This is a genomic window from Gordonia polyisoprenivorans NBRC 16320 = JCM 10675 (genome assembly GCF_000241325.1).
In the GTDB taxonomy this organism is placed as follows: Bacteria; Actinomycetota; Actinomycetes; order Mycobacteriales; family Mycobacteriaceae; genus Gordonia; species Gordonia polyisoprenivorans.
This window is the reverse complement of record NZ_BAEI01000068.1, coordinates 39969-66460: the sequence shown is the minus strand read 5'-3', so window position 1 is coordinate 66460 and position 26492 is coordinate 39969. Positions and strand designations below refer to the sequence as shown.

General features: G+C 68.8%; 19 protein-coding genes. 9 read left to right on the top strand and 10 right to left on the bottom strand.

Annotated features, from left to right (window positions below):
* Positions 1-52: 52 nt before the first annotated feature.
* From GOPIP_RS17905 to GOPIP_RS17895, 3 genes are all read right to left on the bottom strand, one after another.
* Complete coding sequence (locus tag GOPIP_RS17905; RefSeq protein WP_006371171.1) at positions 53-2164, bottom strand: PTS fructose transporter subunit IIABC; 2112 nt, start codon at positions 2162-2164, stop codon at positions 53-55.
* Positions 2165-2245: 81 nt separating this feature from the next.
* A complete protein-coding gene (locus GOPIP_RS17900; protein ID WP_006371170.1) occupies positions 2246-3211 on the bottom strand; it encodes a 1-phosphofructokinase family hexose kinase in 966 nt (321 codons plus the stop codon).
* A complete protein-coding gene (locus GOPIP_RS17895; protein ID WP_006371169.1) occupies positions 3208-3978 on the bottom strand; it encodes a DeoR/GlpR family DNA-binding transcription regulator in 771 nt (256 codons plus the stop codon). The genes GOPIP_RS17900 and GOPIP_RS17895 overlap by 4 nt, the downstream gene beginning before the upstream one ends.
* Positions 3979-4268: 290 nt before the next feature.
* Between GOPIP_RS17895 and GOPIP_RS17890 the strand changes: the two genes are divergently transcribed.
* Positions 4269-5993, top strand: coding sequence for a putative PEP-binding protein (locus tag GOPIP_RS17890; RefSeq protein ID WP_006371168.1), 1725 nt, complete (start codon positions 4269-4271; stop codon positions 5991-5993).
* 37 nt (positions 5994-6030) lie between these two features.
* Here GOPIP_RS17890 and lexA read toward each other — a convergent pair whose 3' ends face one another.
* Entirely contained in the window at positions 6031-6762 is a 732-nt protein-coding gene (lexA, locus tag GOPIP_RS17885) for a transcriptional repressor LexA (protein WP_006371167.1), read from the bottom strand.
* 208 nt (positions 6763-6970) lie between these two features.
* Between lexA and GOPIP_RS17880 the strand changes: the two genes are divergently transcribed.
* Positions 6971-7615 (top strand): LysM peptidoglycan-binding domain-containing protein, encoded by a 645-nt coding sequence (locus GOPIP_RS17880; RefSeq protein ID WP_006371166.1) that lies wholly within the window; start codon positions 6971-6973, stop codon positions 7613-7615.
* 58 nt (positions 7616-7673) lie between these two features.
* Positions 7674-8180, top strand: a complete 507-nt coding sequence (gene nrdR / locus GOPIP_RS17875) for a transcriptional regulator NrdR (protein ID WP_014359831.1) — start codon at positions 7674-7676, stop codon at positions 8178-8180.
* Here the strand turns inward: nrdR and hrpA are convergent.
* On the bottom strand, positions 8154-12206 hold the full coding sequence (gene hrpA / locus GOPIP_RS17870) for an ATP-dependent RNA helicase HrpA (protein ID WP_006371164.1): 4053 nt from the start codon (positions 12204-12206) through the stop codon (positions 8154-8156). The genes nrdR and hrpA overlap by 27 nt on opposite strands.
* Positions 12207-12311: 105 nt before the next feature.
* On the opposite strand from hrpA, the gene GOPIP_RS17865 reads away from it, so the two are divergent.
* Complete coding sequence (locus GOPIP_RS17865) at positions 12312-13541, top strand: aminotransferase family protein (protein ID WP_006371163.1); 1230 nt, start codon at positions 12312-12314, stop codon at positions 13539-13541.
* A 114-nt stretch (positions 13542-13655) separates the two neighbouring features.
* Here GOPIP_RS17865 and GOPIP_RS17860 read toward each other — a convergent pair whose 3' ends face one another.
* Both GOPIP_RS17860 and GOPIP_RS17855 read right to left on the bottom strand, forming a co-directional pair.
* Positions 13656-14189: an alkyl hydroperoxide reductase gene (locus tag GOPIP_RS17860; RefSeq protein ID WP_006371162.1), complete on the bottom strand. Its 534-nt coding sequence runs from the start codon at positions 14187-14189 to the stop codon at positions 13656-13658.
* Positions 14190-14200: 11 nt separating this feature from the next.
* Positions 14201-14788, bottom strand: coding sequence for a peroxiredoxin (locus tag GOPIP_RS17855; RefSeq protein ID WP_006371161.1), 588 nt, complete (start codon positions 14786-14788; stop codon positions 14201-14203).
* Positions 14789-14931: 143 nt separating this feature from the next.
* Here GOPIP_RS17855 and GOPIP_RS17850 point away from each other — a divergent pair, with 143 nt between their 5' ends.
* Positions 14932-15882 carry a hydrogen peroxide-inducible genes activator gene (locus GOPIP_RS17850; RefSeq protein ID WP_006371160.1) on the top strand — a complete coding sequence of 317 codons (951 nt, stop codon included), beginning with the start codon at positions 14932-14934 and terminating at the stop codon, positions 15880-15882.
* 12 nt (positions 15883-15894) lie between these two features.
* On the opposite strand, the gene GOPIP_RS17845 is transcribed toward GOPIP_RS17850, so the two are convergent.
* Together GOPIP_RS17845 and GOPIP_RS17840 are read right to left on the bottom strand one after the other, a co-directional pair.
* The gene (locus tag GOPIP_RS17845) at positions 15895-18021 is read right to left on the bottom strand and encodes a DEAD/DEAH box helicase (protein WP_006371159.1); all 2127 of its coding nucleotides are present in this window, start codon (positions 18019-18021) and stop codon (positions 15895-15897) included.
* Positions 18022-18065: 44 nt separating this feature from the next.
* Positions 18066-19103 (bottom strand): PAC2 family protein, encoded by a 1038-nt coding sequence (locus GOPIP_RS17840; protein ID WP_006371158.1) that lies wholly within the window; start codon positions 19101-19103, stop codon positions 18066-18068.
* 387 nt (positions 19104-19490) lie between these two features.
* Here GOPIP_RS17840 and GOPIP_RS17835 point away from each other — a divergent pair, with 387 nt between their 5' ends.
* Positions 19491-20063, top strand: a complete 573-nt coding sequence (locus GOPIP_RS17835; RefSeq protein WP_006371157.1) for a hypothetical protein — start codon at positions 19491-19493, stop codon at positions 20061-20063.
* A gap of 107 nt (positions 20064-20170) precedes the next feature.
* A complete protein-coding gene (locus GOPIP_RS17830) occupies positions 20171-21346 on the top strand; it encodes a DUF4192 domain-containing protein (protein ID WP_006371156.1) in 1176 nt (391 codons plus the stop codon).
* Between the two features lie 85 nt (positions 21347-21431).
* On the opposite strand, the gene GOPIP_RS17825 is transcribed toward GOPIP_RS17830, so the two are convergent.
* Complete coding sequence (locus tag GOPIP_RS17825) at positions 21432-22115, bottom strand: iron-dependent transcriptional repressor DtxR (RefSeq protein WP_006371155.1); 684 nt, start codon at positions 22113-22115, stop codon at positions 21432-21434.
* A 207-nt stretch (positions 22116-22322) separates the two neighbouring features.
* Between GOPIP_RS17825 and GOPIP_RS17820 the strand changes: the two genes are divergently transcribed.
* Both GOPIP_RS17820 and GOPIP_RS17815 read left to right on the top strand, forming a co-directional pair.
* Positions 22323-23567 carry an acetoin utilization protein AcuC gene (locus GOPIP_RS17820; protein ID WP_006371154.1) on the top strand — a complete coding sequence of 415 codons (1245 nt, stop codon included), beginning with the start codon at positions 22323-22325 and terminating at the stop codon, positions 23565-23567.
* Positions 23560-26490 (top strand): bifunctional acetate--CoA ligase family protein/GNAT family N-acetyltransferase, encoded by a 2931-nt coding sequence (locus GOPIP_RS17815; RefSeq protein ID WP_006371153.1) that lies wholly within the window; start codon positions 23560-23562, stop codon positions 26488-26490. The genes GOPIP_RS17820 and GOPIP_RS17815 overlap by 8 nt, the downstream gene beginning before the upstream one ends.
* Positions 26491-26492: the final 2 nt, after the last annotated feature.

Here is a 26492-nt window from a genome sequence, read left to right as displayed (position 1 = left end):
GGGATCTTCGATTGTGCCCGCGGCGGTCGGTCGAGGTGGGCGAACCGCGCCATCAGGCGGGGACGGCCTCCCGCGGGGTCGTCGCGACGGCGGTGCGGTCACGGTTGCGGCCCCACTGCTTGGCGGCGATGACGCACAGCGCGGAGAGAACGGTGCCCGCGGCGAGAGCGACGAGGAACCACCACCAGGCGTTCATGGCGAAGAAGACGAACACACCGCCGTGCGGGGCGCGCAGTTCGACACCGAGCGCCATGATCAGCGCGCCGGACAGAGCGCCACCGGCCATCATCGACGGGATCACCCGCAGCGGATCGGTCGCGGCGAACGGGATGGCACCCTCGGAGATGAACGAGGCGCCGAGAAGCCAAGCGGCCTTGCCGTTCTCACGCTCGGGTTCGGTGAACAGCTGCGGACGCAGGACCGTGGACGCCAGGGCCATCGCCAGCGGCGGGACCATGCCGGCACACATGACCGCGGCCATGATCTCCAGCTGTGCCGAGCCGCCGACCGCGAGGCCGGTGGTGGCGAACAGGTAGGCCGCCTTGTTCACCGGGCCGCCGAGGTCGAAACACATCATCAGGCCCAGCACGATGCCCAGGATGATCGCCGAGCCACCGGTCATGCTGCTGAGGCCGTTGTTCATCTCGGTGGTGAGCCACGCCAGCGGCCTGCCGAGGAACATGAACATCACCGCACCGATGACAAGGCTGCCGAAGAGCGGGATGATCACCACCGGCATCAGGCCACGCGCCCACTGCGGCAACGGAAGTCGCGAGATCGCCAGGCAGACGACGCCGGCCGCGAGGCCGCCGATCAGGCCGCCGATGAAGCTGGCGCCGACGGCCACCGACACCAGGCCGGCGACGAAGCCGGGCGCGATACCGGGCCGGTCGGCGATCGCGAACGAGATGTAGCCGGCCAACGCCGGGACCAGCATGCTCATCGCCAGGGAACCGATCGCGAAGCTCACCGCGCCCAGGTAGGTGCCGAGTCCTCCTGCCGGCAGATTCCAGAGAGTGTTGTGCAGCGCGATGTAGGCACCGTCGCTCATCGTCTTGTCGATGTTCTTGTTGGCGATCTGGTAGCCGGCCAGCAGGAATCCGAGAGCGATCAGCAGACCGCCCGCAGCGACGAACGGGATCATGTAGCTGACGCCGGTCATCAGGGCCTGCTGAACCTGCTTGCCCAGGCTGAGCCCACCCTTCTCCGTGGCAGCGGCGCCGGCACTGTCGCCGTCGCCGGCGCGCACCACCGCCGCGTGCGGATTCTTCGCTGCCGCAAGCGCTTCGGCGATCATCGCGTCGGGTTCGTTGATGGCGCGCTTGACACCGGACTCGATGACCGGCTTGCCGTGGAACCGGCTCTTGCCCTTGACGCCGACGTCGGTGGCGAAGATGACGGCGTCGGCGCCGGCGATGACGTCCGGGGTGAACGGGGTGGTTCCCGAGGACCCCTGGGGCTCGACGTGGAAGTCGACACCGGCGCGCTCGGCGGCGTACTTCAGCGCGTCGGCGGCCATGTAGGTGTGGGCGATCCCGGTGGGGCACGCGGTGATCGCGACGATCGACATCGGCTTGTCGCTCGTCGGTGCGGCCGGGGTCGATGAGTCGACCGGCGCGGTCTTCTGGGTGGTCACCGTGTCGGTGGCCACCTTCTGCGGTGCCGCCTTCTCGGTGCTCGCGGCCGCGGTGGTGCTCGAGCCGGCCGCGGGCGGATTGATCGCACCGTCGACGAGGTCGACGATCTCGTCGTCGGTGCGCGCTGCCCGCAGCGAGGCGACGAAGTCGGGACGGACCAGCGCACGAGCGAGCGAGCTGAGCAGCTTCATGTGCTCGGAGGCACCGCCCTCGGGGGCGGCGATGAGGAAGACGATGTCGGCCGGACCGTCGGGGGCGCCGAAGTCGACCTTCTTCGACAGCCGCGCCATCGCCAGGCTCGCCTGCGACACCGATGCGGCGCGGGCGTGCGGGATGGCGATCCCGCCGGGTAGACCGGTGGCGGACTTGGCCTCTCGGGCGAGCGCGGCGCGCGCGAGGTCGGCGGGATCGCTGGTGCGACCGGCTTCGCCGAGGTTCTCGGCGAGGTGATTGATCACCGCCGACGGGTCGTCGCCTGCGTCGACGTCGAGATTCACCGTGGCTGCGGTGATGATCTGCTCGGACATGGGTTTCCTTACTGGTGTGTCGCTGGTTGGGTGCTGATGGTGGATCTGGTTCTGGAGTTGTTCGGGGTCACGGGTTGTTTGTCATGGGGTTGGGGCGGCTCCGGCGAGATCGGTGATCACGACACGGTCGGGATCGAGGTGGTCGGGGCGGGGAGGCTGGGTGCCGGCGAGTGCGGCCGCCGCGGCACCATAGGCGACCGCGCTGCGCAACCGTCCGGGCTCGTCGGCGCCCCGGGTTTCGGCGATCAGGTAACCGGCCAGCGAGGAGTCGCCTGCGCCGACGGTGCTGCGCGGGACGATCGGCGGCGGCGTGGCGAACCAGCTGCCGGACTCGGTGGTCAGCAGTGCGCCGGCCGCACCGAGGGTGGCCAGCACGGCGCCGCCGATGCGGTGCGCCATGTCGGCCGACGCCGAGACGATGGGCGACAGATCGCCCTCGGCGGCGGCGTGACGCAGGATCTCCGGATCGGCACCGCTGACCTCGGCGAGTTCATACTCGTTCGGCTTGATCAGGTCGACGCGTCCGGTCACCGCTGCCGTCAGGGGAGCACCCGAGGTGTCGATGGCGACGCGGTGTCCGCGCGCGATGAGCTGGTCGGCGAGTACGCGATACCAGTCGTCGGCGACACCCGGTGGCAGCGATCCGCACAGGGCCACCCAGTCGGCACCGGCCGCGCGGGCCAAGACGAGGTCGGTCAACGCACGCACCTGACGGTCGTCGAGGAACTGGCCGGAGGCGTTGATCTTGGTCGTGGTGCCGTCGGGTTCGGCGATGGTGATGTTCGACCGCACCTCGCCGGGCACGGCGAGGGCCTCGTGGCGAAGTCCGACCTGGTCCAACGCGGTCAGCAGCGGATCGCCGTTGCGCGCCGGTAGGACCGCGAGGGTGGTCAGACCCGCCTCGGCGATGACGCGGGAAACATTGACGCCCTTGCCGCCCGGCTCGGCGCGGACACCGACGGTGCGTTGCACCTCCCCGCGCTGGAGGGGGCCGGCGATCTCCAGGGTGCGATCGAGACTCGGGTTGGCGGTGACGGTGAGGATCATGCGATCACGACCTCGATGCCGCGGGCGGAGAGCACCGCGGAAAAGGTGGGATCGATACCGGCGTCGGTGATGAGGACATCGACGTCGTCGAGGTCGGCGAAACCGGCGAAGTCCTCGCGATTCATCTTCGAGGAGTCGGCGAGCACGATCACGCGTTGCGCCGAGCGCACCAGCGCCGACTTCACCGCCGCCTCGTCGGGGTCCGGCGTGGACAGTCCAAGCCCCTCGCTGACCCCGTTGGTGCCGATGAAGGCGACCGTGGAGCGAAACTGCCGCAGTCGGGACACGGTGTCGGCGCCGACTGCGGCCTGCGTCAGACTGCGAACTCGTCCTCCCACCAGATGCAGTGTGGCGCTGGGATGTTCGGCAAGAAGCGTGGCCAGGGGCAGGCTGCTGGTGACCACGCTCAGGCGTCGGTCGGTGGGGATGTTGAGTGCGGCCTGGTAGGTGGTGGTGCCGGCGTCGAGCGCGAGCGAGCCGCCGTCGGGCGGCAGGAAACGCATCGCCGCACGGCCGATCGCCACCTTCTGATCGGCATGGCTGGCCTCGCGCTCGCCGATGCCCTGCTCGTCGACGATCTGGACCAGGCCGGGCCGAACCGCGCCACCGTGTACGCGCTGCAGATGGCCGGCGCGTTCCAGGCTCGCCAGATCGCGTCGCACCGTCTCGCTGGTGACCTCGAAGCGCTCGGCGAGCGCGCTCACCGAGGCGCGGCCCTTCGAGCGGACCAGCTCGGCGATCGCCTGCTGTCGTTCTTCCGCGTACACGTCTCTCCGATCTCTTTCCGACCACCGACCCTATGTGGGTTTCTGTGGGACCCGGTGTTGATATATCTGTGTTTACGCCTGTTTGTGTTGACAAGTCAAGGATTTCTTGTAACTTTGATCACAAGAGGTGGTGACGTACCGGTGTCTCACATCCATCGGAAGCCTGGTCGGATCACACAGAACGACCGCTTGACCAGTACGACCCGCATCACCGAAACGCCCGCACGCACCACCGAACGACCGCATCACCGAACGACCGCATCATTGAAGGACGAGGAAAGGCCGGAACCGTGGATCAACAGGTTCGCCCCCAGTACACGCAGACCGAAAGCAGTGCGTCGGATGCCGACACCACGCTGCACGGGACGCCCGTCGTCGGCGGCAAGGCCTACGGGCCGGTCGTCCGTCCGGGCGAGCGGGTGAGGGTCGAGCCCGCCGATCCGGGCTCACATGTGGTGGACGAGGCCGACCGTGAGGCCGAAAAGGCCCGCTTCGTCGATGCCGCGGCCGTGGTCGCCGCGCGACTGCGTGCGCGCGCCTCGCACGCCTCGGGTGCCGCCGCAGAGGTGTTGATCGCCACCGCGGGCCTCGCCGAGGACCGCGGGTGGATCGGCACGGTCACCAAGCTGATCGCCGACGGGACCCCGGCCCCGGCCGCGGCCGCCGCGGCCACCGAACAGTTCGCCGCGATGTTCGCCAAGCTCGGCGGGATCATGGCCGAGCGCATCACCGACCTCAACGACGTCCGTGATCGGGTGGTGGCCGAGGTACTCGGCGAGCCCGAGCCCGGGGTCCCCGTGCCCGACGAGCCGTCGGTGCTCCTCGCCGACGACCTCGCGCCGGCCGACACCGCTGGACTCGATCCGAAACTGATCACCGCGTTGGCCACCCGGCTCGGTGGGCCGACCAGCCACACCGCGATCATCGCCCGCCAACTGGGGATTCCGTGCGTGGTGGCGGTCGCCGGCCTCGACGACGTACCCGCGGGCACGCCCGTTCTCGTCGACGGAACCGCGGGAACCGTTGTCGTTCACCCCGATCCGGCGCGGGCCGGGGACGAGGTGGAGCAGAGTCGTCGGGAGGCGGAGGCGATCGCGGGATGGACCGGGCCCGGGCGCACCGCCGATGGTGTGGAGGTGGCCATCCTGGCGAACGTCGCCGACGGCGTCTCGGCGCGGGCGGCGACGGCGTACCCCGTCGAGGGGGTCGGTCTGTTCCGCACCGAACTCGCCTTCCTCGATCGGGCCGACGAACCGTCGGTGGACGAGCAGGCAGCGCTCTATCGCGAGGTCATCGAGGCCTTCGACGGCAAGAAGGTCGTGGTCCGGACGCTCGATGCCGGCTCGGACAAGCCGCTGAAGTTCGTCGATCACGGCACCGAGGCGAATCCCGCACTGGGCGTACGAGGCAACCGGATCGCCGCGACACATCCCGAGATCCGTACCGGTCAACTCGACGCGATCGCCCGCGCCGCGCAGGCGACCGGCACCACGCCCTGGGTGATGGCGCCGATGATCGCCTCGGCCGCCGAAGCCGCCGAATTCGCCGCCGAGGTCCGCGGTCGCGGGCTGGTGGCGGGGGTGATGATCGAGATCCCCTCGGCGGCGATCCTCGCTCCGGCGATCCTCGCCGAGGTCGACTTCGTCTCGATCGGCACCAACGATCTCACGCAGTACACGATGGCCGCCGACCGGATGTCGGCCGAGCTCGCCGGGCTCACCGACCCGTGGCAGCCTGCGGTGCTCTCGCTGATCGCCACCGTCGCCGAGGCGGGCACCCGCAGTGCGACACCGGTCGGGGTGTGCGGCGAGGCCGCCGCCGATCCGCTGCTCGCGTGTGTCCTGGTCGGGCTCGGCGTCACCTCGCTGTCGAGCGCCCCGGCCGCGGCGCCCGCGGTGGGAGCGAAGCTCGCCGAGGTCGACCGCGAGGCGTGCCGCTCCGCCGCGCAGGCTGCACTGGCGACCGCCTCACCGGCCGATGCGCGTGCCGCGGCCGCGGAAGCGTTGCGCAGCTGAGCCGTTCGGCTGAGCGGGCCGGCGGGTGTGACTCCGCTCAGATGCGGCGCATCACCGTCACGACCTTGCCCAGCACCGCGGCGTCGTCGCCGGGGATGGGCTCGAACAGGTCGTTGTGCGGCATCAGCCACACATGGCCGTCCTTGCGCTTGAAGGTCTTGACCGTCGCCTCGCCGTCGATCATCGCCGCGACGATGTCGCCGTTGTCGGCGACGTTCTGTTGACGAACGACCACCCAGTCGCCGTCGCAGATGGCCGCGTCGATCATCGATTCACCGACGACGCGCAGCAGGAACAGTGACCCGTCGCCAACGAGTTCACGCGGCAGCGGGAAGACATCCTCGACGGCCTCCTCGGCCAGGATCGGCCCGCCGGCCGCGATACGTCCCAGAACCGGCACGAACGTCGGCGTGGGGAGGTTCGACGCATTCGGGTTGTCGTCGGTGGGCGTGGGATCGCCGTCCTGGACGTTCACCGCGCGGGGTCGGTTGTGATCGCGTTTGAGCAGACCCTTGCGCTCGAGGGTTCGCAGCTGATGCGCGACCGATGAGGTCGACGCCAGGCCGACGGCGTCGCCGATCTCGCGGATGCTCGGCGGATACCCGCGTTCGCGCACGGACTTGCGGATCACATCGAGCACGCCCTTCTGGCGCGGGGTGAGCGCGGCCTCGACGGCCGCGGGATCGATCGGGCCGGTCGCGACGGCGTCGTCCGGATCGGTGACGGTCGCCGCGTCGGGGTCACCCGAGCGGCCCTTCTTCTCACTCATGGGGTTCGCATCCTTTCGGTCGGTGCGCACATCCTCGCGGGGTACGCCCTGGTTGACGGGCCCTGTGGAGAGCTGAACACCGGCCAGGGTAGCCGAGGCGACAGGCAACCTCAAACATGTGTTCGACGTGTCGCGAGAAATTGTCGGTGCCCCGTGGTAGAACTCGAACATCCGTTCTTCGAATGCATGATCGAGATAGGGAGACGCCATGCCGACCGTACTTCTGCCCACCGCGCCGGGCACCAACGACCTGCCCGTTCGGTCCCGCCGGACGGCTCACCGCGCCGCCGCCGTTCGCCGCGGGGCGTCGATGCCGGCCCGCGCAACCGTCGAACACCGGGTGCTCGAACACCGCGCGCCCGAACACCGCGCGCCCGAACACCGCGCGCCCGAACACCGGTCGTCCGACCGTCGCCTCCCGGAGCGGCGCACACTCGAGCGCGACCCGGCCCGCCGACGACCGGCATATGCGGGCCCGGCCCGGACCGGTGCGCGCCGCCTTCCGGCGGTTGCGGGCACCCGTTGCGCAACTCCGGTCGGCCCGCGGGTCACCGCGCACCGCACCGCTCGCCGTACCGGTGCGATGGTGGCCGTGCTGACCGGTGTCGCCCTGGCGCTGCTGGTGTGGCTGGTGGCCGTGGCCGGTAGCGACTACCAGCAGTCGACCACGCCGGCGCCCGCGGCCACCGAGGTCGTGCACGTACGTGCCGGGGAATCGCTGAACTCGGTTGCCGCACGGGTCGCGCCCGACCTGCCCCGGCAGGCCGTCATCGACGAGATCGCGCGGATGAACGAGATGTCCGGCAGCGGGCTCCAGGTCGGTCAGGCACTGCTGGTACCCGCCTACCGGTGACGACCGGGGTAGGCGATCACACGGCTGTTCCACCGCGGTGGGGCGGTATTGTCGGTGTATGCGCTGCCCGTTCTGCAGGAATGATGACACCAAGGTCATCGACTCCCGAGTTGCCGACGAGGGGCAGGCGATCCGTCGGCGCCGCTCCTGCAGCGCATGCGGTCGCCGGTTCTCGACGGTGGAGACCGCTGTCCTGGCCGTCGTCAAACGCAATGGCGTCACCGAGCCCTTCAGCCGCGAGAAAGTGATGCGTGGGGTCCGACGCGCGTGTCAGGGACGCCAGGTCGACGAGGACGATCTCGCGCAGCTCGCCCAACAGGTCGAGGAGACCGTTCGGGCCTCCGGAGTCGCCGAGATCCCCAGCAACGAGGTCGGATTGGCGATCCTCAAACCCTTGCGCGACCTCGATGAGGTCGCCTACCTGCGATTCGCGTCGGTGTACCGCTCGTTCGATTCCCTCGAGGACTTCCAACGCGAGATCGACGACCTGCAGGGCAATCTGACCCACGGCCGGACGACGCCCGCAGCCGGCGTCGTGTCAGCCGAGTCGGTCCAGGGTCCGTAGCGCCCGTTTCTCCGAGATCGGATAACGCGTGCCCAGTCGCTGCGCGAACAGACCGACCCGCAATTCCTCGACGAGCCAGTGCGCCTGTTCGTTGACCGCGTCTCGCCTGCCGTCGGGCACCTGCGCGAGCCGCTGGTTCCAGCGCTCCACCACCCGATCCAGTGCCTCCATGCCGGCGCGGTCCCGCGCGGCGGATGCCGGCAGATGCTCCAGGCGCTCACGGGCAGCGCGCAGATAGCGGGGCACCTCCGCCAGGTGCTCCCGTGGGGTGGCGGCGACGAAGCCGTCGAACACCAGATGGCCGAGCTGTTCGGCGACGTCGTCGGCGGCGAGTTGCCCCGAATGGGTGTCGATCACACCGCGCAGTGCCACCAACTCCCGCAGGACGTCGACCGCGAGGCGGAGATACTCCGGAGCGGCGTCGGTCACCGCTGGCCGCAGCCGTTGGGCGAGCGCGGCGAACGCCTGGGGCGAACGTACGACGCGCAGTTCGTCGGGCTCCACGAGATCACGGATCGCTCGGCGTGTGCAATCGCCGAACAACCGCGCCGGCTCCCGATAGGGGCTCTGGCTCAACGCGATCCGTCCGGCAGGGTCCAGTCCGGAGGCGGCTTTCGGACTCAATGCGGGGATCGTGTTCTCCAACAACACGATCACGCCGCCGGCCAGGGCGGTGCTCGCCTCGGTGGTGGTCGCCGCCCGGACAACCGAGACCCCGTCGGGATGGCCGGCGCGGTGGGTCACGTGCAGAGTCGGGTAGCGGGTGATGGTCTGCCCGGCGACGTCGGCGGTCTCGCTCGGCGCGAGTGTTCCGATGCCCTCGTCGGTCCACGTGGTGTACACCGGTGTGGCCGTCTGTGTGGTGGCGGCGGATGTCGGTTCCGACAGTTCGGCGAACGATGAAGTACGGGTGAGGATCTCGCCCTTGTCGTCGACGACCGCGAAGTGGATGCGCAGATGCGTCGGGAGTCGGTCGGGGTCGAAGTCGGCGGGCGAGACCGAGTGACGGGTGATGGTCGACAACTCCCGGGCCAGACCGCGGATCAGCGGCTCCGAGCGTGGGGTCAGCCGAGAGAGCGCCAGATCGGCGAAACGTTGGGCCGGTGCCATCGTCTTGCGCAGCGACTTCGGCAGGGTCTTGACGAGTTCGGTCGCCAACTCCGAGCGCATCCCCGGGACCAGCCAATCGAAGCCGGCGTTGCGTACATGGGGCAGAAGATCTTTCGGGATGACGACGGTGACGCCGTCGTCGGGCGCGCCGGGCTCGAAACGATACCGCAGCTCCAGACGGGTCTGGCCCTGCTGCCAGAACCCCGGATAGTCGGTGTCGGCGACGGCGACGTCAGCCGCCACATCGGCCGCGGTCAGGTCGAGCAGATGCGGTTGCGCCGACCGCGTCTTCTTCCACCAGGAGTCGAAATGTCGCGCCGAGGTCACCTCGGCAGGGATGCGCTGATCGTAGAACTCGAACAGTTGCTCCTCGGAGATCACCACATCGCGCCGTCGGGCGCGGTGCTCGACATCGGCGGCGTCGCTGAGCAGTTGCCGATTCCGGTGGAAGAACTCGTGGTCGGTCTTCCAGTCGCCCTCGACCAGGGCGTGCCGGAGGAACAACTCCCGGGAGACCTCGGGGTCGATGGGGCCATAGGTCACCCGGCGTCGTGCGACGAGGGTGACCCCGTAGAGGGTGATGCGTTCGTAGGCCATCGCCGCGCCCCGCCGCGACGACCAGTGCGGCTCGCTGTAGGTGCGTTTGACCAGGTCGCCGGCCAACCGTTCCACCCACAACGGGTCCACCCCGGCCACGGTGTGCGCGAACAACCGTGACGTCTCGATGATCTCGGCCGCCATCAGGAACGCGGGCGGCTTCTTGGCGACCGACGACCCGGGGAAGATCATCAGCGTGGTGTTGCGGGCTCCGGTGTATTCGCGGCCCTCGGCATTGCGTGCGGCGATGTTGCCGAGCAGCCCGGCGAGGATCGCGCGATGGATCGCATCGGCATCGATCTCGGTGCGTGGAGTCTCCCAGTCGAGGTCGGAGACGATGCCGCGCAACTGCCGATGCAGGTCCTGCCATTCCCGGATGCGCAGATAGTGCAGGAACTCGCGCTCGCACATCCGCCGGAATTGATTGCCCGACAGCTCTTTGCGCTTCTCCTGCAGATACGCCCACAGCGCCGGGTAGGCGAGGAAATCCGAGCCCGGGACCGCAAAGCGACGATGCGCGGCGTCGGCGGCCTCCCGATGTTCGGCCGGTCGCTCACGGACATCGGGCAGCGACAATGCCGCAGCAATGACGAGCACGTGCTCCAGACATCCCTCGTCGCGGGCGCCGACGAGCATGCGAGCGATCCGCGGATCGACCGGAATGCGCGCCATCGTCGCGCCGACCGGCGTCAGCCGGGGCGCCGTGCCGGAGTCCGACCGGGCAGTGCCGGAGTCCGACCGCGCTGTGCCACGCGTCTTCTGGCCGCCGGTGGTGATCGCGCCCAGTTCACCCAGGACTGCCATGCCGTCGCGGATCGCCCGGGCGTCGGGTGGCTGCACGAACGGGAAGTCGGCGATGTCGCCGAGGCGCAGCGCGGTCATCTGCAGGATCACCGACGCCAGGTTGGTGCGCAGGATCTCCGGATCGGTGAAGGCGGGCCGGGCGTCGAAGTCCGCCTCGGAGTACAGCCGGATACACACGCCGGGCGCGACGCGCCCGCAGCGCCCGGCACGCTGGCGGGCGCTGGCCTGCGAGATGGGTTCGATCGGCAGCCGGAGCACCTTCGTGCGCGTCGAATAGCGGGAGATGCGTGCGGTCCCCGAATCGATGACGTAGCGAATGCCCGGAACCGTCAGCGATGTCTCGGCCACGTTGGTGGCCAACACGATTCGACGGCCGTCCGACGGCGAGAACACCTTCTGTTGGTCGGCGATGGACAACCGCGCGAACAGCGGAACCACCTCCGCGCCCGCGGCGACACGACGCGACAGCACTGCCGCGGCCTCTCTGATGTCGCGTTCGGTGGGCAGGAACACCAGGATGTCCCCGCGACCATTCGCGCCCCACAACTCGCCGATTGCGGCGTCGATCCCCTCGAACAGATCGAGATCGGCGTGCTCGCCGCCACCGGCGTCGTCGCCGGAATCAGGGTCTTCCCGCAGTGACAGCGGGCGATACCGCACCTCGACCGGATACGTGCGCCCCGACACCTCGAGGATCGGCACCTCGGTATCGGCGGTGGCGAAATGCCGTGCGAATCGGTCGGGTTCGATGGTCGCCGAGGTGATGATGACCTTGAGGTCGGGCCGGCGGGGCAGCAGGCGGCGCAGATAACCGAGGATGAAATCGATGTTGAGACTGCGTTCGTGGGCCTCGTCGACGATGATCGTGTCGTAGTGCCGCAGCATCGGGTCCGAGGAGATCTCCCGCAGCAGGATGCCGTCGGTCATCACCTTCACCAGCGTGTCGGCACCCGAACGATCGGAGAACCGCACGGAGTAACCGATGGCGTCGCCGATGTGGGTGCCCGTCTCGTCGGCGATCCGGCGCGCCACCGAACTGGCCGCGATCCGACGGGGTTGGGTGTGACCGATCGCCCCCCGCACACCGCGGCCGAGCTCGAGGCAGATCTTCGGCAACTGGGTGGTCTTGCCCGACCCGGTCTCCCCGGCGACGACGACCACCTGATGCTCGGCGATCGCCGCGGCGATCTCCGCACGCGCCGCCGACACCGGGAGCTCCGCCGGATACTCGATGACCGGGATCGCAGCACGTCGAGCAGCGATCCGTTTCTCCGCGCCTTCGATCGCGCGGAGCAGGCCGTCCAGACGTTCGGGCGAGGAAGCTGTACCGCGTTCGTCCGGTCCGCGCTTGTCCGGTCCGCGCTTGTCGAGTCTGAGTTTGTCGAGTCCGAGTTTGTCGAGTCTGCGGCCCAACGAGTGCTCGTCGACGATGCTCAGCCGAGCGATGCGCTCGCGCAGTTCGTGAGGATCGACGTCCTCCGGATGAGCGGTGGAGCGGGCGGGGGAGGAGGACATGATGCGTTCCAGGATATGGGGTCGGGCGGGGGTGGGCTGGATCGCACCGGCTCCTGCCCGCCCCCGCGACGCACGTGCACGGCGGCGACCGGCATCATGGTGACCATGGCTGGTTCGCTGTGGCATGGCTTCGCCGACATGGGTTCGGTGAGTACCAACGGTCCGTTCGTCGTCACCCGCGGTGAGGGGGCGCGCATCTGGGATGCGCAGGGCAACTCCTACCTCGACGCCACGGCGGGACTGTGGTTCACCAACGTCGGTCACGGTCGCACCGAGATCGCCGACGCCGTGCGCACACAATTGGCGACGTTGGCCCATTACTCCGGATTCGGTGACCTCACCGCCGATGTCACCGACACCCTCGCCGACCGGCTCGCCGCGCTGGCACCGGTACCCGGCAGCAAGATCTTCTTCACCTCCGGCGGTAGCGATTCCGTCGACACCGCGGCCAAGCTGGCGCGACGGTACTGGACCGAGGTCGGCAAGCCGGAGAAGACCTTGCTCGTCGGCCGCACCAAGGCCTACCACGGCATGCATGTCGCGGGTACCTCGCTGGCCGGTATCCCGGCAAACCACGACGGCTACGGACAACTCATGCCCGACGCGGAGTCGGTCGACTGGGACGACGCCAAGAGTCTGCTCGGGCTCATCGAACGGGTCGGCGCCGATCGGGTGGCCGCCTTCTTCTGCGAACCGATCATCGGCGCCGGCGGGGTGTACCTGCCGCCCGAGGGGTATCTCGCCGAGGTGCGCCAGATCTGCCGTGACCACGACGTGCTGTTCGTCGCCGACGAGGTGGTCACCGGTTTCGGTCGCATCGGTGGCGACAGCTGGTTCGCGTCGTCCCGGTTCGATCTGCAACCGGATCTGATGACCACCGCCAAGGGACTGACGTCGGGGTACGTGCCGATGGGCGCGGTGTTCATCGCACCACGGATCGCCGAGCCGTTCTACGCCGGCGGCGTCTGGTGGCGACACGGCTACACCTATGGCGGTCACGCCGGTGCCGCCGCGGCGGCGATGGCCAATCTCGACATCATCGAACGCGAGGGCCTGCTCGCCGAGGCGACGCGTCTGGAGACCGATCTGGCGACGGCGCTACGCCCGCTCGCCGATCTCGACGCCGTGAGCGAGGTCCGCACCGGGTTGGGCGCGGTCAGCGCCGTCCAGCTCGCCGATCCCGCACGTGCCCAGGACGCGGTGGCGGCCATGCGCAGGCACGGGGTGAGCGGACGTGCCGCCGGGCAGGGCGCCCTGCAGATCTCCCCGGCCTTCGTGATGAGCACCGCAGAGGTCGGCGACCTCGCGAGCCGCATCGGCGACGCACTGAGCTGAGGCGGAGCCCGCACGTCGGAGCGCGCACGCCGTTGACGACTCGGGCCCGGTGCCTGCGCTCACGCAGACACCGGGCCCGACATCTTCTGTCACAGAGGGGCTGTCACACGCCGATCAGACGCCGCTCAGCACCTCGGTGGTGGCGATCGCCTGGCCGACGCCGGCCACGATCGAGGCGACCTTGAGTGCCTCGAAGATCGCCTCGCGGTCGACGCCCGCCTCACGCAGGGTGGCCTCGTGCGCGCCCACGCAGTGCTCGCAGCCGTTGATCGAGCTGACCGCGAACGACCACAACTCGAAGTTGGCCTTGTCGACGCCGGGGTTGCCGATGATGTTCATCCGCAGACCGGGACGCAGGTCGTCGTACTTGCCGCCGAGGAATCCGCGGCCGCGATAGAAGACGTTGTTCATCCCCATGATCGACGCGGCGCCCAGGGCGGCGTTGTAGGCCTCCGCGGACAGCGTGTCGGCGGCTTCCTCGCCGATCTCGGCCAGCACCTTGGCATTTCGCGTCGCCGCAGCGGTCGCGAGCAGGGTGCCCCACAGCTGCTCCTCGTTCAGCGCGGTGGTGCGGCTGATCGAACCGAGGTTGAGCTTGAGGTCCTTGGCGTACTCGGGGAGGGCTTCCTTGAGATTGTCGATGCTCATGAGTGCTCCTCTCAGACGCTGGCGGTCAGCAGTTCGCCCGCGTTGATGGTGGGATCGCCCTTGCGCCAGTTGCAGGCGCACAGTTCGTCGGACTGCAGCGCGTCGAGGACGCGGAGCACCTCGTCGACGTTGCGGCCCACCGAACCCGCGGTGACCGAGACGAACTGGATCTCGTTGTTCGGGTCGACGATGAAGGTGGCGCGGTCGGCGACGCCGTCGGCGTTGAGAACACCTGCCGCGGTGGCCAGTTCGCGCTTGAGGTCGCTCAGCATCGGGAAGGGGAGGGTCTTGAGGTCCTCGTGCTGGGCGCGCCACTGGAAGTGGACGAACTCGTTGTCCACCGAGGCGCCGAGCACCTGGGCGTCGCGGTCGGCGAACTCGTCGTTGAGCTTGCCGAAGGCGGCGATCTCGGTCGGGCACACGAAGGTGAAGTCCTTGGGCCAGAAGAAGATGATCCGCCACTTGCCGGGATGATCATCGCTGGAGATCTGGGTGAAGTAGTCGTCGGGCTGCTGGGCGTCGACCTTCGACAGGTCGCCGCCGATCACAGCGGTGAGGTTGTAGGCGGGGAACTGATCGCCGATCGTGAGCAGAGCCATGGTGTGCAATCTCTCCTTCTAGTCGCGCGGGCGCCGGCGATCCGGACGGATCGGCACGGCAGTACCGATAATGCTTCGCACCGACCATTGTGCTCGGGAATCGGTGAAAGTGAAACGTGATGATTAGCACTACACTGATAGGTATGCCCGATAAAACTTATCAGCCGTCGCTGGCCGGCCTGCGTGCCTTCGTCACGCTGGCACGCAAACATCATTTCGGTTCTGCGGCAACCGAATTGGGGATCAGTCAGCCGTCGCTGTCACAGGCGCTGGCCGCCCTGGAGGCGGGTCTCGGACGCAAACTCATCGAGCGCACCACACGGCGTGTCTTCTTGACTCCGGAGGGGCAGACCCTGCTCCCCAAGGCGATCGCGGTGACCGACGCCGCCGACGACTTCTTGTCCGCGGCGGCCGGTGCCGACGATCCGCTCTCCGGCGCGGTGCGCCTCGGGGTGATCCCCACGGTTGCGCCGTACATCCTGCCGCGGATGCTGCGCGGGTTGCCGGCCCGGTTACCCGGCCTCGAACTGCGGGTGGTCGAGGATCAGACCGCCCGTCTGCTCACCGCGCTGCGCGAGGGCTCGCTGGACGTGGCTGTCCTGGCCCTGCCGGCAGAGGCCGGCGGTATTGCCGAAATCCCGATGTACGACGAGGATTTCGTGCTCGCCCTGCCCGTCGGCCATCCGCTCGCCGGCCGCAAACGCGTCGATCCGAGCACCCTCGCCGATCTTCCGCTGCTCCTGCTCGACGAGGGGCATTGTCTGCGCGATCAGGCACTCGAGGTCTGTCGACTGGCCGGGGTCTCACCCGACCTCGGGCACACCCGCGCGGCATCGCTGGCCACCGCGGTGCAATGTGTCGAAGGTGGGCTGGGGGTCACGCTGATCCCCGAGACCGCGGTCGACTCCGAAACGGCGGCAGGCGAATTGGCGATCGCGCGATTCACCGCGCCGCGTCCGGGACGGCGGATCGGGTTGGTCTATCGGGCGTCGTCGGGCCGCGACGAACCGTATCGGCGGCTGGCCGCCGTGATTGCCGGACTGGTCGAGGAGATCGCGCCGGTACGGGTCGCCACGCCGGCGATCCCGGTCTGACCGCGCCGGCGATCAGGCCCGGTTCGTCGCCACGGCGTGGGCGAGTTCTTCCCATTCGTCGAGCAGGCTGGAGTCCACGTCGCGGATCATCGCGCCGACGCGGTCGGTGATGTCCTCGATCTCCTCGGTCGCCACGGCGAGCGGAAGTCCTTGTCGCAGAGCTCGATAACAGTCCGAGAGGTACCGCAGCACGATGCCCTCGCTGCGGGCGAGGCCATAAGCGGAGATCAGCTCGGTGAAGGTCATCGCCTGCTCGAGCATCTCGCGCAGGACCGACTTCGGTTTCGGGGGGAACGACGACACCCACGGATGGCCCCGGCGGTAGACGTCGAAGGCATAGGAGATCTCCTCGGCGAGGGGCCGGGGCCAGCTGATCTCCTCCAGCCGCGACATCCGCTCCTCGTATTCGATGCCGTCGGCCTTCATCTCCGCGATCGCGGCGTCGCGGGCGACCTTGCGCTGCGCGAGCAACAACGGCCGCGGATCCTCGAGCGTCGACTCGAGGATCGACACCACGTCGAGGGCGTACGTCGACGAGTCCGGGTCGAGGAGTTCGAACGCGGCGAGCGCGAACGCCGACAACGGATTGGTCAGCGCGAAGTTCTCCGGCATGTCCACCGACAGCGCCACGTGTCTGCCCTCGGCGTCCGGCCGGTCGAGCTGGACGACGATGCCGGCGTTGCGCAGATCGCGGTAGAGGGCGATGGTGTGCCGGATATGACGCAGTTGTCGATCGCGGGGCTCGTGGTTGTCCTCGAGGAGGTGCCGGGTGGCCGCGAAACAGTCGCCGGGCCGGCCGAGGACCTCCATGAGCATCGCGGTGGTCATCTGCAAGTGCGAACGCAGCGGCTCGTCGGGGGCCTCGGCGAGTTGCAGGAAGGTTTTCTCGCCCCAGGAGACGAATCCCTCCGGGGGCTTCTTGCGGACGATCTTGCGGAGCTTCTTCGGGTCGTCACCGGCCTTGCTGACCGCTCGCGCGTTCTCCACGTCGTGTTCGGGTGCCTGGGCGACGACGTAACCGATCGTGTCGAATCCGGCGCGACCGGCACGTCCGGCGATCTGGTGGAATTCCCTGGCCCGCAATCGCCGCACCCGGGTGCCGTCGTATTTGCTGAGTCCGGCGAACAACACGGTCCGGATCGGGACATTGATCCCGACCCCGAGCGTGTCGGTGCCCGCGACGACCTTGAGCAGACCACGCTGGGCCAGACGTTCGACGAGGCGCCGGTATCTGGGCAGCATGCCCGCGTGATGTACCCCGATCCCGGCCCGCAGCAGCTTCGACAAGGTGGAGCCGAATCCGGTGGAGAACCGGAAATCGCCGATGGCGTCCGCGATCTCGGCGCGCTCGGCTTTGTCACAGATCCGCGCCGACAACAGTGCCTGCGCGCGCTCGACCGCCGCGGCCTGGGTGAAGTGCACGACGTAGATCGGCGACCGTCCGCGATCGATGAGGTCCTCGATGGTCTCGTGGATCGGCGTCATCGCATACGCGTACTCCAGCGGTACCGGGCGTTGTGTCCCGGTGATGGCGACGGTGTCCCGGCCCGTGCGGCGGCGCAGATCGTCGACGAAGAAGGTGACATCGCCCAGCGTCGCCGACATCAGCAGGAACTGCGTGTGGGGGAGCTCGATCAGCGGTACCTGCCAAGCCCACCCCCGGTCGCGTTCGCCGTAGAAGTGGAACTCGTCGGCGACGAGCACCCCGATGTCGCTGTCGGGGCCGTCGCGCAGCGCGAGGTTGGCGACGATCTCGGCGGTCGCGCAGATGATGGGGGCGTCGGCGTTGACCGCGGCGTCGCCGGTCAGCAACCCGACGTGCTCGGCGCCGAACTGCTCACACAGGTCGAAGAACTTCTCGCTCACCAGCGCCTTGATCGGGGCGGTGTAGAAGGCACGCCGGCCACGACAGCGAGCGAAATGGATTGCCCCGGAGGCCACCAACGACTTGCCCGACCCGGTCGGCGTGGCGAGGATGACGTTGTTCCCCGACACCAGCTCGAGGAGCGCGTCCTCCTGATGCGGGTAGAACGCGATGCCACGGCCCGCCCACCACTCGGTGAACTCCTCGAACGCGGCGTCCTCGTCGGCGGTCGGGGTCAGCGGCGGGGCAGGGGTCAGCGGGGTGGGAGAGCGCACATCCGGGTCGGCGACCCGGGCGGCGTCGCCCGGGTCGGGTCGGCTCAGATCGGAAATGGCCGACCACCGGTGCCGTCGTCGGGATCATCGCCACTTCCCGGCTGATCACCACTGCCGGGATTGCCGTCACCCTGATGCAGGTCTGCGAGGAAGCGTTCGAGTTCGGCACCGAGTTCGTCGCCGCTCGGCAGGGATTCCTCGGTGGCCAGCAGCGACGCCCGCTCGGTCTGTGCCTGCTGGAATGCGTCGTATTGCTGCTCGAGCGCCGTCACCACCGTCTCGATCTCGGCGTTGCCCGAGACCTCTGTGTCGACTTGTTCGCGGACCCGCTCGGCCGCGGTGTCGAGGGCGGCGACGGGCAGGTCGAGGCCGGTGATCGCCGTCACTGCCGTCAGCAGTCGGGATGCGGCAGCGGGGTAGTCGGTCTGCGACAGATAATGCGGCACGTGCACCGATAGCCCCGAGGCGCGACGTCCACCCTGTCCCAGCCGCAGTTCGAGCAGCATCGAGGCGCTGGCCGGCAGTTTCATCGCGGTACCCCATCGTGGCAGGTCGCCGAGGATGTCGGGATCGCTGCCGTGGGCGGTGATCGATGCCGGTCGGGTGTGTGGAACGGCCATCGGGATGGCATTGAGCCCGACGACGTCGGTGACTCCGAAACGGTCGGCCAAGCGCCGCACGGCCTCGGTGAACTTCTCCCACCGCAGGTCCGGCTCCGAGCCGGACAGCAGCAAGAACGGTCGATCGTTCGCGTCGCGGACAGCATGCAGGGTCAGCGTCGGCATCGCCACACCGGTGAAGGTCTCTCCGCTGAAGTCGACCATCGGACGGCGGGAGCGGTAGTCCATCAGCTCATCGGTGTCGAAGGTCGCGACCAGATCGGACTCCAGACTGTTGCGCAGATGAGCTGCGGCCAGCGCCACCGCATGGCCCGCGTCGGCGAAGCCGTCGAGAGCGTGGATCAGCACCGGACCCGTGTCGTGGCGTCCCATGGCGGGCGCGGGAAAGGCCAGCTCGTACAGCGAGCCGTCACCGCGCGAGGCATCGTCGCGCGAGCCGTCGTCGGCGGTCCGCTCGTCCATGTCAATCCTCCTCGATGTGGCCCGTCGCCCCAGGTGAGCGTGGGCGTGAACCACCATTGTCTCGCATCTGCGCCGCTGCAGACCAATTCCGCAGCTCGGCGCCGTATCGCAGACGGTTCTCGCACCGTCTCCGCCACTACAACCATTGTCGCCGGGCGGCGATTCCCGCCGTGTGTGCGCTGTGCTCCGGTCGACGAGTGGCACAGTGATTCCCATGATGACGATTCCCATGACGACCCATCGCGGGAACCCATGACACTTCATCGCCGAGCGTGCCGTTCGTCACGGCGCCGGCATGTCGCTGTGGTCGGTGTTCTGCCCCGACTTACGGGTATGTCAGTCTGTGCGGCCCTGCTCTTCGCCGGTTGTACGACGGATGGTCAGGCGGTGGGCAACTCGGCCGCGGACCTCTCCGATCGTGCGGTGCTCCCTGCCGACTTCCCGGTTCCGGGTGCGACTCGGGTCCCCGAGACGGCGGTGCCGTTCGCCCTGGCCGGAGTGAGCGGTAACGATCCGGCGGTGGCCTATCCGGTCGATTGCGCACCCCCGCCTCCATCGGCCGCCGGTGCCGTCGTCACCTCGGTGATCGTGGCCTCGGGATCGACGTCGTACACCTCCGCGATCGCCCGCGTGCACGACGGGCTCGCCGCACTACTCGCCCAAGCCGGTCGGTGCCCGGAGACCCGTACCGGTGGGCAGCGGGCCGGCAGCATCATGGCGACCCGGATTCAGCCGGCTCCGCCGGCACCGACCGGGGTCGACACCGCCGCCTTGCAGCGCACCGTGTTCACCGGTGACCTCTCCCATTCCGCCGCCACGAGCAGTCTGACGCTGCTCGGACAACGCGATGACGTCCGCGTGTACGCGCAGTACCGATGGGCCGGTGACGGCGCCATCGACCCGTCGGCCGCCCGGAGTCTCGACGCGCTGTTCACCAAAGCGGTGGCTGCTGCCTTCTGACCTCGGTGCGTGCCGACGGTTGTGGACGAGCGGCGATCGGGGGATCACCGGTCCGTAGCGGTCTCGACCGACGGGGACCGGACGGCGCCGACGACCACGATCAGCGCATGACGCCACAGATACCGCCCTCACCCATCGATGCGACCACCTTGCTCAGTGCGGTCCCCGCGCTCCTCGGATTCATCCCGAGCCGCTCGCTGATCGTCGTCGTTCTCCAGTCCCCGAACAGTGTGCGGGTTGCCATGCGCTACGACCTGTCGCTGACGTCGGACGGGCGCGCCACCGACGAACTGCTCGTCGTCGCCGAGAGTTTCGGACACATCGTCCGCCGACACGGCGGGGGACCGGTGCTCGCGGTGATCGCCGACGACCGATATTCGCCCCACGATGACCGCTACCGTCAGGTGTTCTCCCTGGCCGACGACTGCCTCGCCGATTCCGGTGGTCTCGCACAGGGTTTCGTCGTCACCGCCTTCGAGCGGCATGCGCCCTGGCAACTGATCTGGAGACGCTGCGCCGGTCCGACAGCAGCCGGGGTGGGCGGCCGACCGGCCAGTGGAACCATGGCCGATCCCTACACCTCGCCGACCGCCGTCGCCGAGGCGGTGTCGACAGGTCGACGGATATTGGGCGATCGATCGGAGATGGCCGCGATGCTCACCCCGCTGCCGCACTGTGACTCCACGCACTGTGACTCCCCATCCGGTGACTTTCCGAGCGGCGCCGAGTTCGATGGGGGACAGCGGGTCTCGACGCGAACCGAATTACGGTTGGCGCCGGTGCAGGACGATCTGTCGAACCGTCCGGCAGCAATGGGCAGGAAATCCCGAGATGGGCGAAACGCCGAGTTGTTGCGCGCCGTTCTTCATGCGATGCAGGCGCCGGGCGTGCCCGACTGCGCGACCATGACGGTGCTGCACCGCGCGATCACCACAGTCCCGGTGCGTGACGCCGCACTCGCCTGCGCGGTCACCGACCTGAGATCAGATGCGGAAAACCTGTGGCGCACCCTCACGCGCCGATTGCGAGGTACCGGACGTGCCAGTGCCGCAACACTTCTCGCACACCTGCATTACATCGGCGGGGAAGGGGCGTTCGCGGGTGTCGCGCTCGACTGCGCGTTGGCCGCCGACCCCGGGTGGAAACTGGCGACCCTGCTCGACCAGGCGTTGCGCGGCGGCGCGACACCCTCACTGCTCTGGGAGATGATCGACGAGTCCTATGGCATCGCCACCGATCTCGGGGTGGTGATCCCCCGAGCAACACTGCGTGCCGTCGGCTGACCGGCCGTGTCGCCGAACCGTGGCCCAGCCAGTGTCGCCCGCGCAGCGTGGTGGTGCGCGTCGCCGGCCGGTCAGAACCGGTCGGCTAGACCTTCTCGACGAAGATCGAGTGCGCCATCTCCGCGGAGAGGACCAGACCCTCGTGACCCGGGGTGTCGACCTCGACGCGCTGCGGGGTACAGGTCACCGTCACCCGGGCGTTGGGGACGACCCCGGCCTCACGGAGATCGGAGATCAACTCGCGATCGGACTGGGCGTGCTCGGCGACGCGGCGAACGATCACCGCGACCGGGTCGCCCTGCGGGAGATCGGAGAGCCGGGTCGCGGTGTCGATGGGGGTCGCGGCCTCGGCGCCGAGCGCCTCGAGGCCGGGAATCGGGTTTCCGTAGGGCGAGGTGGTGGGGTTGTCGAGCACCGCCAGCAGACGTCGTTCGACGTTCTCGCTCATCACGTGCTCCCAGCGGCAGGCCTCGTCGTGCACCTGGTCCCAGGGCATCCCGATGACATCGACGAGCAGTCGTTCGGCCAGCCGGTGCTTACGCATGACGGCGATCGCGAGACCGCGGCCCTTGTCGGTGAGTTCGAGGTGGCGGTCCCCCGCGACCCGCAACAGCCCGTCGCGTTCCATGCGCGCCACCGTCTGTGACACCGTCGGTCCGCTCTGATCGAGACGCTCGGCGATACGAGCACGCAGTGGGACGATCCCCTCTTCTTCGAGGTCGTAGATCGTCCGCAGGTACATCTCGGTGGTGTCAACCAGATCGTTCACTGTCCGCAGTCCCTTCGTCGTCACCAAGGGTACCTTGACCAGCACCGGCATCGGCGAAGTCGTCGAGCGCCCCGGAACACCCGCGTGGCGTCGTCGGCTCCTCGGTGAGTGTCGTCGGTGTGAGCGTCGTCGCCCCCGTGCCGATCCGCACCGGGCGGGCGTCGGACCCACTAGCCTGAAATCCGTGCCGAGTCAGTGGAGTCCTCGATGAGTGCAGCGGTGATCTGGAGTGAGGACTTCCTGTCCTACCGGTGGGCGCACTCCCACCCGATGAACCCCGTGCGTCTGGCGTTGACGATGTCGTTGGCGCGCAGTCTCGGGGTACTCGACGACGTCGACCTCGCCGACCCGTTGCAGATCGACGACGACGCGCTGATCCCGGTGCACTCCCGCGACTACATCGATGCCGTGCGGGCCGTCGGATCGGGCACCGCGTCGTTGTCCGGGCCGTTGCTGGCGCGGCTGTTCGGACTCGGTGACGCCGACAATCCCGTCTTCGACGGGATGCACGAAGCCGCTCGGCTGCTCGTCGGTGGGACGCTCGCCGCCGCGCAGGCCGTCGCATCGGGATCGGTGCGCCGGGCGGTCAACATCGGCGGCGGCATGCACCATGCCATGCGATCGCGGGCCGCGGGGTTCTGTATCTACAACGACTGTTCGGTCGCCATCCGGTGGTTGCTCGACCACGGCTACGACCGCATCGCCTACATCGACATCGACGCCCACCACGGTGACGGGGTGCAGGCCGAGTTCGTCGCCGACCCGCGTGTCATGACCATCTCGCTGCACCAGCATCCGGCCACCCTGTGGCCCGGCACCGGTTGGCCGACCGAGATCGGTGAGGAGGATGCACACGGCACCGCGGTGAATCTGCCGTTCATGCCGAACACCCCGGACCGGTTGTGGCTGAGAGGGTTTCATGCGGTGGTGCCATCGATGATCGCCGAGTTCGCACCACAGATCCTGATCAGCCAGTGCGGTGCGGACAGTCACCGCGCCGACCCGCTGACCGATCTGGCACTGACCGTCGACGGACAACGCGCGGCGATGATCGCCATGCGTGACCTCGCCGAAAAGTACTGTGAGGGACGGTGGATCGCGGTCGGTGGCGGGGGCTACGGCGTGGTCAACGTCGTACCGCGCAGTTGGACGCACCTGCTCGGCGTGGTCCTCGACCGCGACATCCCCGTCGAGACCACCATCGGTGAGCAATGGTGTGAGACCGCGACCGAGGTCGCGGGCACGATCTACTCGGAGTATTCGGCGGCACCGGTGGGCACGATGAGCGACGACGGCGACGTCGGCTATGTCGCCTGGGACGGCGACACCGGTCAGGAAGCACCGCCCGGTATCGACGAGTCGGCGCTGCGACAGACCGATCGCGCCATCATGGCCACCCGCAAGGCGGTCTTCCCGCTGCACGGACTCGACCCGGAGGATCCGCGTGACTGAGCAACCCACCTCGGACGACGCAGGGCAGTCGGACGTCGACGCCGACACCACCGCGGGAGCGCGCACGGTGGAGGGGCCGGTCCCGCGCGGGCCCTGGGATTACCCGCGGCACTGGATCGCCGACGTCCTGGCCTCCGACGGTGGCGTGGTGCATCTCCGGCCGATCGTCCCCGACGACGCCGATCGCGTTGTCCGGTTTCATGCCGGGCTGAGCGAACGCACCCGCTACATGCGGTACTTCGGCCCCACCCCGACGCTGCCGCCGCGCGAGGTGGTTCGGATGACCACGGTCGATCACCAGCAGCGGGTGGCGCTGGTCGCCGTGCTCGGTGGTGAGTTCATCGCGATCGGCATCTACGAGGGCCTCGCCGCCGACGGCAAACCCGAATCGGCCGAGGTCGCCTTCGTCGTCGCCGACGCACATCAGGGACGCGGACTGGGGCCGATCCTTCTCGAACACCTCGCCGGCGCCGCCGCGGAGAACGGCTTCACCCGATTCGAGGCGGAGGTGCTCAGCGAGAACCCGAACATGGTCGCGGTGTTCCGGGATGCCGGATACCAGATCTCGCGCGCCTTCGACGGCGCGACGGTTCACGTCGAGTTCACCATCGACCCGACCGAGGCGTTGCTGTCGGTGCGCAACGCCCGCGAACGTGCGTCCGAGGCGCGTAGCGTCGCCAATCTGCTGCGACCCATGTCGGTGGCGGTGATCGGTGCATCCACCGATCCGAAGAAGGTCGGCAACGCCCTGTTGGCCAACATCATCGCCGGCGGATTCGCCGGACCGGTGTTCCCGGTCAACGGGCCCGGACACCACGGTGACGACACCGACGAGCAGGCGCACGCCGATGGCGCGGCCGGCCACCACGTGGTGGGACATCCGGTGGCGCATGGCAATCCGCGTCTGCGTGACCGGCAGCGGCCACCGTCGGTGCGGGGTATCCGTGCTTACGAGACGGTGCGCGACATCCCGGATCCCGTGGACCTCGCGGTCGTGGCCGTACCCGCAGCAGTCGTCGACGACGTCCTCGACGACTGCCTCGTCAAGGGCGTGCGCACCCTGGTCATCGTGTCGTCGGGGTTCGGTGAGGCCGGTGAGGCGGGCCTGGCCAGTGAGCGGCGCCTGCTCGAGCAGGTGCGCGAACACGGCATGCGTCTGGTCGGGCCCAACGCCCTCGGCGTCGCCAACAACGACCCACAGGTCGCACTCAACGCGACATTGGCACCGCGTATCCCCGCCGCCGGGCGGGTCGGCTTCTTCTGCCAGTCCGGTGCGCTGGGCATCGCCATCCTCGACACCGCCGCGCGGCGCCAGATCGGTCTGTCGACCTTCGTCTCGGCAGGTAACCGCGCCGACGTCTCCGGCAACGACCTGCTGCAGTACTGGGACACCGACACCGCGACCGATGTGGTGCTGCTCTATCTGGAGAGCTTCGGTAACCCGCGGAAGTTCTCGCGCATCGCGCGTCGCGTCTCGCGGACCAAACCCATCGTGGCGGTCAAGTCCGGCAAGGGGGCGCTGACCGCGGTGCGTGCCGCCCGATCGGCCGCGGCCACCCTCGACGACCGCATCGCGCAGATGGTGCTCGAGCAGGCCGGCGTGATCCAGGTCGACACCATCCCGGAATTGTTCGACTGCGCAACGATATTCGCCTATCAGCCGCTGCCGCGCGGGCCGCGCACCCGGATCATCGGCAACTCGTCGGTACTCGGCAGCCTCGCCGCCGACACCGCCCGCAACGGTGGTCTGGACGTGATCGGCACCGTCGACATCGGGGCCGGCGCGTCGGAGGAGGAGTTCGAGTCGGCAGTGGCCGCGGCGATGGCCGACGACCAGGTCGACGCGATCATCGTGGTGTTCGTGCCGCCGGTGGCGGTCGACGCCGACTGGCACGCCCGCGCGCTGATGGCCGCGGCCAACACCCCGGACGCCGATGCGGCCAAGCCCATCGTGACGACGTTCCTGGCGGTCGAGGGCATCCCGCCCGGACTCATGCGTCCCGGCCCGAACGGCCTGCCGGAGCGGGGATCGATACCGTCCTACGGCAGCCCCGAACGCGCGGCGTCCGCGCTGGCCAACGCGTGGCAGTACGCGCGCTGGCGCGCCCGGCCCGAGCCGACCGTCATCCGGCCTGCCGACGTCGATCCCGAAGCCGCCCGCATGTTCGTCCGGGAGGAGATGGCGGGCCTCGAGGCCACCGACGGGGAGCGCACCACACCGGACGAGAACACCCCCGATACCGAACCGACCGGTCGGCTGCTGAACGAGGTTGCCGCGGCCCGGCTGCTGACCTGGTACGGCATCGATGTCGTGGCGTTCCGCGAGGTACGTACGATGCACGAGGCCAGTGCCGCCGCCCGCGAGCTGGGTTTTCCGGTGGCGGTCAAGGCCACCTCGCCGGGCTGGCGGGGCCGTCTCGACCGCGAGGGTGCGCGGCTGGATCTCCCCGATCCCACCGCGGTGGTGACGGCGTTCGCCGAGCTGACCGAACTGACCGGCGACGGCGTCCTACACGTGCAGAAGATGGCGCCCAAGGGGGTGGGGACCGTCATCACCATGCGTGATGACCCGTCATTCGGGCCGCTGATCTCATTCGGCTTGTCCGGCAGCACCTTTGAACTTCTCGGCGATCGTGCGTACCGCGCGGTGCCACTGTCGGATCGGGACGCCGCCGATCTCATCGATGCGCCTCGCTCGGCGCCGCTGCTCGACGGATTCCGCGGTGAGCGCCCCGCCGACAAGGCCGCTCTCGTCGACATCCTGCAACGCATCTCGACCCTCGTCGAGGACATCCCGGAGATCCGGGAAGTCACCTGTGATCCGATCCTGGTCTCGCCCGACGGCGCTGCGATTCTCAATGCCCGGATACGCATCGGTCCGGTGCCCTCGAGGAGGGACACCGGACCGAGGAGGCTCAGCTAGGC